Origin of the sequence: Paenibacillus qinlingensis (genome assembly GCF_013204845.1) — a bacterium.
GTDB lineage: Bacteria > Bacillota > Bacilli > Paenibacillales > NBRC-103111 > Paenibacillus_E > Paenibacillus_E qinlingensis.
Genome location: NZ_JABMKY010000002.1, coordinates 317,479 through 330,517, shown reverse-complemented (window position 1 = coordinate 330,517; position 13,039 = coordinate 317,479). Strand labels below are relative to the sequence as shown.

Genomic DNA, 13,039 nt, shown 5'->3' with positions numbered 1-13,039 from the left:
GAAATAGGAGACGATTCCATGAGTATAGACATATTGTTTGAGCTCCAGCAGGAAATACGGCGTTTATTTATCGCTGGGAGCGGAATGGCGACGGGCGATATACGTTTGCAGAAAATGCTGCCACAATTAAACAAGCTTGGCGAATCAGCACCGGTTTTTAAGCGAATTGCACAGTCCGTTAATCAAGTCCTAGAACCGGGAATAAGCCATTCAGCCGAGAAGTTGTTGGAACTGGGAACACTACTGAACTCGGTCCTGTATACACAAGGGAAGACGGAGACCCAAGATGAGCTCACGCCAGTATTGGCAGTTCATACAGCAGGTACACCTCCCACAACGAATCCGTACCGCAAAGTCTATCCGCTGATTGAGGCGTTGACGCAAAAGGGGCAAGGCCGTATGGAGCAGCTGCGTATTGGGTATGAAGAATTGTTGTATCATGATCTTCGCGTTATTCCAGCAGCCGTGGCTGCATTAGAAGACAGCTATGCGGAAATTCCTGATTTTCTTCAAAATAAGGTAATACCAGCTCTTGGCTTGGCAGCGCTTCCTGCTCTGAAGCAGCAATTCAAGTTGGACGGTGGCAAAGGGGACGCTCGAAGGCTGGAGCTCCTTCATCGTCTGCAACCTGAGTCAGACTTAGGATTGCTTCTACAAGCTGCAAAAGATGGATCGACAGAAGTCCGCTCTATGGCCATAGAGCTTCTGAGTGACTTCCCAGAGCAAGAAGCTTTCATTTTGGAACAGGCCGATGATAAGAAAAAGGAGATCCGTAGAGCCGCACTTTTCGCCTTGTCTCGTCTTGGAACAGAGGAAGCGATTGCCCGCCTATATCAAGCGCTCAACTCCAAGGATCAGGATATCGCCATTGAGCCGATCCAATTGTGTAAGGCAAATGAGCTGACGCAAAACATTATTGCGCATGCCACTACGATGATTAACCACATTAACAATCGTGCTGATGTCGCCCAATCTACACAACAATTGATGGCCGACATCCGCAGTTTACATGGTAAGAGAGTGCCTGAAGTCGCTAGTTTAGTCGAGCTTATGCTGTCATCACCGAGCTTTATTGTTCCAGAAACGGAAGCTCTGCAGGAGGCAGCAGCAAATTTGTTATTGGAATTGGATTTGCTAGAGGCGAATCATTTCGCAGTATCCTTGCACGAGGCTTACAACCGCAAATTCATTGCTTACAGTTTTCGAGCGGCGTTGCGAATACACTCTCCTGCGGAAGTATATGATCGTTATAGCCAAGTGCTCAAAGACCACAAATCAACAGCAGCCAAGGATTTACTTCGAGTGCTGTACGAGGTAACGCCAACTTTGCATGCACAATTATATGCCAACGACACTGTAGATTCTTCTGAACTTTCGCAATGGGATCCTAGATGGAGTAACCTCTTCATCCAAATAGATGAGGAAGAGCTGGTGTGTAGATTTGCTCATGAATCAGACCCGAAAGTGACAGCTTATCTCGTTAAGAAGTGTGAAGAATATGCTAACTTTATGCAGTCCAAAGCATCACATGCCTTGCTGATCTTATTCCGGCAGAACGTTCCAGAAGCACCTAAACTTCTCATGAACCTTCTGGAGATAGGCGGAAACAAGCAGTTCTACTACTTGGATCGAATCCAACTATTGCTGCTTAATCTGCTTCCTAAGCCATATGCGGAAAGACTGCGACAATTCGCAGAAGGCTTATCGTATCATGGCATGAAAAGTCAATTGCTGGATATCGCTGATAGCATTGCGGCCAAGCAGGAAATCGAGCTAGAAACAGCAGCTGAAGATCGTTCAAATTATGAAGAGAAGGGACAGGGATTATGGGGATGGATCAAAAGCAAGATGTCGTAAGATTACCCTCCGAGAGGTTATATGTTGAAGAATTAGAGGCATTAAAAGCATTCGATCAGGATGCCAAGCCTGCTGGCTGGCAGCTTTCACCGAAAGCCGTGCTTACTTTTCTAACAGGCGGACAAGTGAAAGGGATTACCATCACACCCAAATATATCGGGAATAAACGATTAGTGGAAATGGCAATTGCTACGTTATTAACTGATCGAGCCTTGATGTTAATTGGAGAGCCAGGGACGGCGAAGTCGTGGCTTTCGGAGAATTTGACCGCTGCAATAACCGGGGATTCGGGCAAAGTCATCCAAGGTACAGCAGGTACAAGCGAGGAGCATATCCGGTATTCATGGAATTATGCGATGCTGCTGGCACAAGGACCATCTGATCAGGCGATTATCAAAAGCCCTATTTTCCGCGCGATGGAAACTGGCCAGATCGCACGATTCGAAGAGATTTCCCGCTGCGCATCGGAGGTGCAGGATGCCTTAATCTCGATTCTATCGGAGAAAACCATTTCGATTCCGGAATTAGGTAGAGAGTTATTCGCAACCCGAGGTTTCTCGATCATTGCAACGGCCAATACGCGTGACCGTGGGGTAAACGAGATGTCAGCGGCATTGAAACGCCGTTTTAACATCATTGTGCTGCCGTCGCCTTCGGAAATCGAGACGGAAGTAGAGATTGTTCGCAAGCGGGTTAGTGAAATCTCAGCCAGCTATGAACTGAAAGCTACGCTTCCGGATGAGGAGGCGGTGCGGAAGGTTGTGACGATTTTCCGCGAGCTGAGAAGCGGCATGACACTTGACGGCAAAGAGAAGGTGAAAGGACCGAGCGGTGTTATCTCGACAGCAGAAGCGATTTCACTTCTGACCGGCAGTATGGCGCTTGCTGGAAGCTTTGGCAGCGGGCGCATCAGTGAGGAAGATATCGCAGCTGGACTTCAGGGTGCGATTGTGAAGGACGAAGAGAAGGATCGCGTCGTCTGGAAGGAATATCTTGAAAATGTGATGAAAAAGCGGGGATCGACATGGAGAAATCTGTACTTCGCGTGTTCGGAGATGAACAAGTAGACACAAGTCCGGGGTTTCATGTATTTGGTATACGGCATTTATCACCTGCAGGGGCGCATCATCTTCTAGCTTTTTTAGAAGAGATACAGCCTACGATTGTACTCATTGAAGGTCCCAGCGATGCAAGTCATTTGATTCGGGAGATGACATCGCTTGGTGTTGTGCCGCCGATAGCTATTTTAGCTTACACGGATGAACTGCCGGTAAGGACACTCCTCTATCCGTATGCCAATTATTCGCCAGAATATCAGGCTTTTGTATGGGCTAGCCATAACCAGGCGCAAGCTGCATTTATTGATTTGCCATCTGTGCATGCTCTAGCGCTATATGAACAGCGGCAGCTTAAGCGAAATGCCATCGATCCTCAAGCGCAAGTAGCTAAAGACTTTTCCACGTATGCTGAGGAACAAAGCACGCTTTACCAACGGATTGCCGAGCTGTCCGAAGAGCCGGACTATGAGGCTTATTGGGAGCGGCATTTTGAACATAATTTGAATCAAGATGCTTATCGGCAAAGTATTGGTCAGTTTTCTTTACAAATGCGTGAGCTAACTTCATGTCAGGAGATGCAGCTTGCCCCTCAGGAAGCCGCCTATAATGAAATCCGAGAATCGTATATGAGGCGTAAAATTCAAGATGCCATTGCTGACGGTCATGCTCCTGACAAAATTGTTGTCGTTACTGGTGCACATCACGCTTCAGCAATGAATTTGCAAGCCTCAGCTATGACAGATGAAGAGCTGAAGAAGTTGCCGAAAACAACAACGAAGCTGACACTGATGCCTTACTCGTACTATAAGCTTTCTTCCCATTCCGGTTATGGCGCTGGGAATCAGGCTCCTGCGTATTACGAGTTGTTTTGGCAGTGTCTGCAAAGCGGTGATCTTCAGAGGCTACCTGCACTCTATTTCTCACAAGTAGCGGCATATCTAAGAGCGCATGGCACGTATCGGTCGACAGCTTCGCTGATCGAAGCTGTTAGGCTTGCGGAGGCGCTTGCCTCCATGCACGACGGAAACTTACCGACCTGGAGAGACTTACGTGACGCGGCGATGGTATGCCTTGGTTTTGGCGAACTTTCGACGATTGCCGAGGCATTGGCTAGAACGGATATCGGCACAGCCATTGGTCGTTTGCCCGAAGGCGTTAGCCAAACGCCAATTCAAGATGATTTGAATAGAGAGCTTAAGCGACTTAAGCTTGACAAGTATAAAACAGCGGTGGCCACGACGCTAGAGCTGGATTTGCGAGAAAACCGAAGAGTGAAGTCCGAGGAAGCCGCGTATTTGGACTTAAAGCGTTCTGTTCTTTTACAGCGATTGGAAGTGCTCGGAATTCAGTTTGCTAGGAAGGAACGAGTCCACCAAACTTCCGCCTCCTGGGCAGAGAATTGGGTGCTCCGTTGGACACCAGAGAGCGAAATTCAGGCGGTGGAGTCCACTTTGAAAGGGGAGACCATCGAGCTGGCAGCAGCTTTCGTGCTGAAGGAGAAGCTTGAGGCTTGTGCTGACATCGCGGACGCTTCACACCTGATTCGTATCACCTGCGATTGTAATTTAACGGAACTTATGGATCAAGCTATAACCACACTGCAAGGTCTTGCCGTTGACGCTGGCAACTTTGAACAGATCGCTGGCGCAGCGTATGAATTATCCGTTCTGATCCGATACGGATCCATTCGTCGCATTGATACAGAAACGCTCGTTCCATTGCTCCAGCAGCTATTTCTTCGGGGAACGCTGTTGCTTGTCGATGCTTCTGGCTGCAATGATGATGCGGCTGGGGGCATGGTGCGGGGGATTCAATCGCTCCATACCGTTGCCCAAGAACATTATAGCCAAGTCGATGACGGGTTATGGTTCAACAAACTGCAGGATTTGGCTTCACGTGATGATCGGAATGCCAAGTTATCAGGTTTCGCCTTCGCCATTCTGCTTGAGCGTAATGAAATAACCGATGAGAAGGTCGAACGGGAGGTTTCTCGCCGTCTGTCACCTGGGATTCCTGTCGATTTAGGTGCAGGTTGGTTCGAAGGGATGTCCATGCGTAACCGCTATGCCCTGTTATCGAGGGTAACGCTGTGGCAACAACTCGATGCGTATATCGGATCCCTGGAGAAGGACGCCTTCCATCGCTCGCTTGTCTTTCTTCGCCGTGCTTTCAGCTCATTTGATCCGAGGGAGAAAGCAGCAGTAGCAGAAATGATGGGTGATATTTGGGGTGTAGGTGCAGATACAGCTGGTGCTGCTTTACAGCAACCTTTAAGTGAGGAAGAGAAGGAGAAGCTGGATGAGCTCAATGAATTTGATTTTTGGGATTTGTAGCCTATGACAATGTTCAATCAAGAGCAAATGAAACGTTGGCGGTTGATCTTAGGCGCAGCTTCCGAGGAGAAGTTGCAGTCGTTCGGTGTAGGAGAAGCTATGCTCGACGAAGAGTCTCGTCTTATGGATGAGGCACTTGCCGCCATTTATGATGACACGGGCGGCACCATCGCAGAGGATGCGATTCCGACTGGCAATTCACGCAAAGCAGCCGGACTTGGGCCATCGTCACCCAAGCTGGCCAAGTGGCTTGGGGATATCCGCACATTTTTCCCGCCAGATGTCGTTTCAGTCATCCAGAATGATGCCATCGAACGCAAGGGCTTGAAGCAGCTGCTCTTTGAGCCGGAACTGCTTTCTCAAGTTAAGCCAGACATTCAGATGGTAGCGACATTAATGGCGCTCAAAGGGAAAATACCAGAGAAAACGAAAGAAACCGCGAGGCAGCTCGTAAAAGCCGTTGTCGATGAAATCGTGAAGCGACTATCGCAGGATTTACGAAGAGCAGTTACTGGTGCCCTTAACCGCAGGCAGCATTCACCACTGCCGTCTGCATCAGGTTTGGACTGGAACACAACCATCCGTAAGAATTTGAAGAACTACAATCAAGAGAGAGGACTCTTGTTGCCAGATAAGGTTTATTTCTTCGATCGCGCAAGGCGCAGTAAGGAGTGGACCGTCATTCTTGATATCGACCAGAGCGGTTCCATGGCGGGATCCGTCATTTATGCCTCTATAATCGGCTCGATCTTTGCCAGTATGCCTGCGTTGGATACACGTGTGGTAGCTTTTGACACGGAGGTTGTTGATTTAAGCGAACAATGTGCAACGGATCCGGTTGATATGTTGTTTGGGATTCAGCTAGGCGGAGGGACGGATATTAACAAATCCCTGGCATATTGCTCTTCTTTTATCGCAGAGCCGAAGAAAACGTTGTTTATTTTGGTCTCGGATCTCTACGAAGGTGGCAACCGAACAGAAATGATACAACGATTGATCGACATGCACCAATCGGGTGTGAAAACCATTTGTTTACTTGCTTTAACCGACCAAGGTGTTCCTTCATACGACGATGTTGTTGCGAAAAAGCTTGCGCAGCAGGGCATTCCATGTTTTGGTTGTTCGCCAGATAAGTTGCCTGAGTTGATTGAAGGCGCTTTGAAAGGGCAAGACCTAGCCGTGCTTGCCGAGCGAGTGAAACAGGGGCAGAAGTAGTGCAAGTGGTGCTGGGTATGAACGTTCTGAAAGCGGTAGCGAGAACTTGCTGATCGGATGCGTTGGTTGTGCATGGTTGTGAAGGGTCACCAGTTCACGCATCTGTTTTAACTGGAAAATATACAGCTAATTCCGATGGATTTCTTTGAAAAGTTGAATTAACTGTAAAATATGTAGGTATAACTATCGTTTTTGTTCAGATTGACTTATATGGCCAAAATTAACTACAGGTTTTCCATTTATTCTGCGTTTGTTCAGAAAATCCCACTATTTAACTGTATATAATCCATCTATTCATCAGATCTACATCACGTCACATAGGAGAATTCCAAAACTTTCACCACTGGCTTGCAAAAAATAACCGACCGAGCACCAGCTCAGTCGGTTATTACTATACCTGTTTCACTTCATTTATACCCTCATGGAGGCTCGATACATGGTCGGTGAAAGCTCCACAAGCTTTAGGAAATTACGACTAAAGCTGGCGAATGATTCGTAACCGACTTCAAACGCGATATCTGTTACCTTCATCTCCGTTGTAGCTAGCAAGCTACAGGCGTGTCGAATCCGTGTTTCCTGAAGCAGGGTTACGAAAGTTACGCCAAGATGCTGCGATAAAATCTGTGTCACCCTCGAAGGGTGACAGTGGAAATGAGCACCGATAAGCTCCAACGTGAGCGGGTCGCGATAGTGCGTATGAATGTAGCGTAGAATTGCCCAAGGTAAGGCGGTTTTGGAAGCTAATTCGGTCACATTTGGATGTACGACTGCGTTGCTGGGGTGAAGTCTGTGAAGGAACGCAAGTATGCGTTGAAGTTCACCTTTCAAGAGAAGGGGCTGCCAGATATCAGCGGCTTGCTCATATTCACGAAGCATACCTTGCAGTTTCTGCCTTACGAGCTCACTTTGTTCAGTACGCAAGTCATAGTGAGTCAAGAACGGATTGTTATCCGAGAGGAGCATGCGCTCCGCTGGATCCCCAAGCAGCTCTAAACCAAACATACAGTTGAAGAGAATGAGCGGACTGCCAGGATTCGCAGTAATTTCATGCACTTGATACGGAAGCAATAGGGTAAAAGTTCCAGGTTGCATGGGATGAATTTGACCATTTACGGTTTCATACCCGTAACCCTCAACAACCAAAGAGAATTCTAAGAAATCATGACGATGGCTGGGGAAGTGCTGGTCAACTCGATTAATGGATAAATGAAAGGGGAATGCCCCGATATTGGGATAGTCCGATAATTGCTTATTGATGGGAAACGTCATGAGAATCACAGCCTATTCAAGAAATGAGAGGTTTGTTCAAGGATTGATAGGTATAGTAAGCACACCTATTGTAACCTATTGATAGATAAGATTGAAGGAGGAACTCTCATGACATTAACCATTGGTTCATTAACATCAAGCTCAGTGATAACAAGACATCCTGCTAACCCGATCCTCACGGCAGATTCCGTGCCCTATCCTACAGCGCTTACATTCAATGCAGGAGTTACCAAGTTCCAAGGTCAATATATCATGGTATTCCGGAATGATCATGGTTCTATCAAAGATCAAACGATAGAACCTTCGCATACAACAGATCTAGGCATTGCTTACAGCAAAGACGGCATTCATTGGGATGTACAGTCGAAACCATGTTGGAAGCTGTATGACGAGGAGATTACGCGCGTATATGACCCTCGGTTAACGGTGATGGACGGACGTGTTTACATGTGTTTCGCTGTTGATACTCGCCACGGTGTTCGAGGTGGGATTGCAGTAACGGATGACTTTGATAAATTTGAAATTTTATCCATGTCAGCTCCAGACAACCGGAATATGGTGCTGTTTCCTGAGAAAATTAATGGCAATTATGTGCGTTTGGAACGTCCTTTCCCGGTTTACAGCCGCGGGAAAGATCAATTTGATATTTGGCTTTCGCAATCACCTGATCTCAAATACTGGGGAGATACAGATCTCGTCCTAGGTGTGGAACATGTACCGTATGCGAATGACAAAATTGGTCCTGCTGCACCGCCAATTCGTACGTCCAAGGGATGGTTAACGACGATTCATGCCGTTGATATTGACCCAAACCGTGGTAAAAACGGTTGGGAGCCGACGTGGAAAAAGCGTTATACAGCGGGTATTATGCTGCTTGATTTGGATAATCCGAAGAAGGTTATCGGACTGTATAAGGAGCCATTATTAGCACCTGAAGTTAGTTATGAAACAGATGGGGGCTTCCGAAATGATGTTATTTTCCCAGGTGGAATGATTTTAGAAGATGATGGTGAAGTGAAAATTTACTATGGGGCAGCGGATACCGTCGAATGTTTGGCAACTGCACACGTGGATGATTTGGTGAAGTTATGTCTGGAAGGAAATAAATAGTGCCTGTTGACATTTGGGGATGAAGATGTAAGAATGAGTTAACTGAATGTTCGAATAAATTCATTGACGAGAAAGAGTATAAGGAGCCCTTGATCCACAGAGAGTTGGCACATGCTGAGAGCCAATGTTCAAGACTTCGTAGAAAATCCTCTCCGAGAAGGAAAGCTGAAGTAGGTAAGTAAGCTGACCCGGGTTCCAGCCGTTACTAAGGATGCGTATGATGGTACGTAGTTAGAGGTGTCGTAGGATTATGGTAGTCATAATCACTACGGAACTAGGGTGGTATCGCGAGATGAAATCTCGTCCCTTATGGGACGGGATTTTTTGTGTTTTTCAATGAACCTTTTCGTCAAGAAGCGAACGTTAAGTGGGATGAAATGAGAGGATGGGACAGATGAGAAAAGTGGATGTGAAAGAGAAAGCAAGAACGCGAGAACTCCGTGTACTTGAACAGTGGAAACGCAACGATACATTTCGCAAATCGATTGAAAACAGGGAGGGACAACCCAATTTTGTATTTTATGAAGGTCCTCCAACAGCGAACGGTGAGCCTCATATCGGCCACGTCCTAGGACGCGTAATCAAAGATTTCATCGGTCGTTACAAAACGATGTCAGGCTTTCGTGTCATACGCAAAGCAGGTTGGGATACACATGGGCTACCTGTTGAGCTTGGTGTAGAGAAAAAGCTGGGTATCTCTGGTAAACAAGAAATCGAATCTTATGGGGTCGCCAAATTCGTGGAGGCGTGCAAGCGCAGCGTTTTCGAATATGAGAAGCAGTGGCGTGAAATGACCGAAGCGATCGCTTACTGGACGGATATGGAGAACCCCTATGTCACACTTACCAATAATTATATCGAGAGTGTTTGGCACATTTTATCCACGATTCATGCGAAAGGACATTTATACAAAGGCCATCGCGTAAGCCCGTACTGCCCGGATTGTCAAACAACGCTCAGCTCTCACGAAGTGGCACAAGGTTATGAAGATGTGAAAGATTTGAGTGCCACTGTGAAATTCACAAGCAAGAACGCAGACGAACATTTTCTTGCATGGACGACTACCCCATGGACATTGCCTGCCAATGTCGCTTTAGCTGTAAATAAAAATGTTGATTATGTCAAAGTCAAACAGAACGGCGAAGTCTACATTGTTGCAAGCAACCTTGTTGAAAAAATCATAAAAGGGGAGTATGAGCTCCTATCCACGCATAAAGGTTCTGAATTTGTAGGAACCTCCTATGTGGCACCATTTGATTATGTAGAAATGACAAAGGGTCATATCGTCGTAGACGCGGACTATGTTAGCGACACCAGCGGGACGGGGATTGTCCATATAGCGCCAGCTCACGGGGAAGACGATTATCGCACAGCACGCCAGCATGAATTGGATTTTGTGAATGTTGTTGATGCTAGAGGTCGTTACTCCAATCAAATTTCCGATTTTTCTGGTCGTTTTGTGAAGGATTGCGATATCGATATCGTTAAAAACTTATCTGAACGTGGTTTGTTGTTCTCTAAGGAACGTTATGAGCATAGCTATCCATTTTGCTGGCGCTGTAAATCGCCGCTTCTCTATTACGCGACGGAGAGTTGGTTCATTCAAACAACGGCTATCAAAGATCAGTTGATCGCGAACAATAGTAAAATTACATGGTATCCTTCTCATCTGCGAGAAGGCCGATTTGGAAAATTTTTAGAAGATCTCGTTGATTGGAATATCAGCAGGAATCGCTATTGGGGAACACCACTCAATGTTTGGATCTGTGAAGACTGCAACGCAGAGTATGCGCCACACAGCCATAAGGATCTTCGTGATAAATCAATACATCCGATCGAGGAAAGCCTTGAGCTGCATAAGCCTTACGTGGATCATGTGAAGCTGCGCTGCTCTTGTGGCGGTACCATGCATAGAACCTCGGAAGTCATTGACGTTTGGTTCGATAGCGGCTCCATGCCATTTGCCCAATATCATCAGCCATTTGAACACAAGGAATTGTTTCAAGAGCAGTATCCCGCGGATATGATCTGCGAGGGGATTGATCAGACGCGCGGCTGGTTTTTCAGCTTGCTGGCGGTTTCTACCCTTTATAATGGGCAAATCCCTTATAAATCCGTATTATCGACGGGGCATGTTCTGGATGAGAAAGGTCAGAAGATGTCCAAGAGCAAGGGCAATGGGATTGATCCTTGGGAAATCATTAATGAGTTTGGCACAGATGCATTCCGTTGGGCGTTGTTATCGGATAGTGCACCTTGGAGCAGCAAGAAATTCTCCAAGCAGATAGTCGCAGAGGCGAAATCCAAAGTGATTGATACGATCAACAACACACATGCCTTCTATGCGTTGTATGCACAAATTGATCAGTATGAACCCGAGGACTATCCGCAAATAACTTCCGTGAATGTGTTAGATCGCTGGATTTTATCAAGATTAAGCAGTACCTTGCAGAATGTAGTAAAAGGACTAGAAGTCAACGATTTCTTGAATCCCGCGAAGCAAATCGAAACTTTCGTAGATGAACTTAGCAATTGGTATATCAGACGCTCGCGAGATCGTTTCTGGGGAAGCGTATGGACCGAAGATAAAATTGCAGCCTATCAAATATTACGTCAAGTCTTGCTAACACTCGCACAACTGATCGCTCCTTATACACCGCTAATTGCAGATGATCTATATGCGAACTTAGGAGGCAAGGGAAGTGTACATCTGACCGATTATCCAAAAATGGATGAGACGTTATTTGATGCAACATTGGAGAAATCGATGGAAACTGTGAGGCAAATCGTGGAATTGGCTCGCAATATTCGAAATGAGACGGGGATCAAGACCCGGATGCCACTGTCGGAGCTATTCGTTTCGTTTGACGGTGCATCTACCATCGGAGGATTCGAAGATATTATCCAAGATGAAATCAATGTTAAATCGATCCAAATCGTATCAAGTGATGCCAGTTTCGTTCGTTTCACGTTCAAGTTAAACTTGAAAACTGCTGGAAAGAAATTCGGGAAATTAGTTGGACCCGTGCAAACTCATTTGAAGCAGTTAACTCCACTAGATGCTAAAGCGGTGATAGACAATGGTTTCTTGGAGATGGAGATCGATGGTGAAATCCTGCACATTCTGCTCGAGGATCTTCTTATTGAGAAACAAGCGAATGAAGGCTACGCCTCGGCATCTCATTACCAAATGACGGTTGCCTTAAACACAGCCATGACGGAAGAGTTAGAACAGGAAGGGTTAGTTAGAGAGGTCATTCGAGCTATTCAAGATTATCGTAAAAAAATAGGGCTCCCGATCGAAAAACGCGTCGATCTTGTACTAGATGTAGACGCACAAGTACAAACTGCTTTAGTACGGTTTGACCATGTCTTACAAGAACATGTATTACTAAACAGTGTTCGATATGCTGCGGAATCTAATATGGAAACCGTTTCGTATGGGGAAAACAAGTTTAATTTACTTATCGTGTAAAAAGTTAGTAAGAGTAGGGCAGGACGCCAGCGGCGCCTGCCCTATTCCTGTTTACGACGCTTATAGGATAGTGGTGTCATACCTGTTTTTAATTTAAATAAGCGACTGAAATAACGCTGATCCTCGTAACCGATCATTTCCGCTATTTCCGCACAGCTTAGCAGGGAATTGCGCAACAAATCGCAAGCACGATTCATTCTTTGAAGAAGAATATATTCATATGGGGAGACGCCCAAGATATCGGTAAAGACCGTTCGATAATGACTAACACTCAGATGCTCCATGTCAGCCAATTGCTGTAGCGTGAGTTGTGTATGAAAATGTTCGTGAATGTATCGCAGAGATTGTTCAATTCGCTTGTGATTGGCGTACAAGGGAGATTTGGCTTGCTGTACAGTTCGTCCGATAAGCGCCAGCAATGAGATCAAGTTAGGGATCGCATCCAATTGCAAAAAGGAGTCCCGCTGGGAAAATGCTTGAAATAGAGTCTGGATTGAAAGAAATGCTCAACAAGTCGTGTGGATACCTAAGTATGATGCGAATGCGCAAAGCTTGCCAAGAATCATTCGTGCAACTGCAACTGAATTGCAAATGGAGTATGACCAATTTGAATATACAGCTTTTCAATTGCTGCAGGGAACAATGGATTCTACTTGCGCGCTGCAAGTTAAGAACAACCAGATTATATTATCGTTTCGCGGTAAGTAAGTCACATTTCCACT

The 13,039-nt window shown here is 46.1% G+C and carries 9 protein-coding genes and 1 other annotated feature; of the genes, 7 read left to right on the top strand and 2 right to left on the bottom strand.

Annotated features, from left to right (window positions below):
- The first annotated feature begins 18 nt into the window (after nucleotides 1–18).
- The 4 genes from HQN88_RS04880 to HQN88_RS04865 are packed head-to-tail and all read left to right on the top strand — an operon-like array spanning nucleotide 19 to nucleotide 6,463.
- Nucleotides 19–1,857 (top strand): HEAT repeat domain-containing protein, encoded by a 1,839-nt coding sequence (locus HQN88_RS04880; RefSeq protein WP_173109113.1) that lies wholly within the window; start codon nucleotides 19–21, stop codon nucleotides 1,855–1,857.
- Nucleotides 1,833–2,924, top strand: coding sequence for an ATP-binding protein (locus HQN88_RS04875; RefSeq protein ID WP_173109492.1), 1,092 nt, complete (start codon nucleotides 1,833–1,835; stop codon nucleotides 2,922–2,924). Before HQN88_RS04880 ends, HQN88_RS04875 begins: the two co-directional genes overlap by 25 nt.
- Entirely contained in the window at nucleotides 2,882–5,248 is a 2,367-nt protein-coding gene (locus HQN88_RS04870) for a DUF5682 family protein (RefSeq protein ID WP_173109112.1), read from the top strand. Before HQN88_RS04875 ends, HQN88_RS04870 begins: the two co-directional genes overlap by 43 nt.
- Before the next feature lie 3 nt (nucleotides 5,249–5,251).
- Nucleotides 5,252–6,463 (top strand): VWA domain-containing protein, encoded by a 1,212-nt coding sequence (locus HQN88_RS04865; RefSeq protein ID WP_173109111.1) that lies wholly within the window; start codon nucleotides 5,252–5,254, stop codon nucleotides 6,461–6,463.
- Nucleotides 6,464–6,874: 411 nt separating this feature from the next.
- On the opposite strand, the gene HQN88_RS04860 is transcribed toward HQN88_RS04865, so the two are convergent.
- Entirely contained in the window at nucleotides 6,875–7,732 is an 858-nt protein-coding gene (locus tag HQN88_RS04860; protein ID WP_173109110.1) for an AraC family transcriptional regulator, read from the bottom strand.
- Nucleotides 7,733–7,840: 108 nt separating this feature from the next.
- Here HQN88_RS04860 and HQN88_RS04855 point away from each other — a divergent pair, with 108 nt between their 5' ends.
- Nucleotides 7,841–8,842, top strand: coding sequence for a glycoside hydrolase family 130 protein (locus tag HQN88_RS04855; protein WP_173109109.1), 1,002 nt, complete (start codon nucleotides 7,841–7,843; stop codon nucleotides 8,840–8,842).
- A gap of 54 nt (nucleotides 8,843–8,896) precedes the next feature.
- Nucleotides 8,897–9,153, top strand: a binding site (T-box leader).
- Nucleotides 9,154–9,236: 83 nt separating this feature from the next.
- Entirely contained in the window at nucleotides 9,237–12,317 is a 3,081-nt protein-coding gene (ileS, locus tag HQN88_RS04850) for an isoleucine--tRNA ligase (protein WP_173109108.1), read from the top strand.
- 41 nt (nucleotides 12,318–12,358) lie between these two features.
- Here ileS and HQN88_RS04845 read toward each other — a convergent pair whose 3' ends face one another.
- Nucleotides 12,359–12,769 carry a helix-turn-helix transcriptional regulator gene (locus HQN88_RS04845; RefSeq protein WP_173109107.1) on the bottom strand — a complete coding sequence of 137 codons (411 nt, stop codon included), beginning with the start codon at nucleotides 12,767–12,769 and terminating at the stop codon, nucleotides 12,359–12,361.
- 64 nt (nucleotides 12,770–12,833) lie between these two features.
- Here HQN88_RS04845 and HQN88_RS04840 point away from each other — a divergent pair, with 64 nt between their 5' ends.
- A complete protein-coding gene (locus HQN88_RS04840; protein WP_173109106.1) occupies nucleotides 12,834–13,025 on the top strand; it encodes a hypothetical protein in 192 nt (63 codons plus the stop codon).
- Nucleotides 13,026–13,039 lie beyond the last annotated feature (14 nt).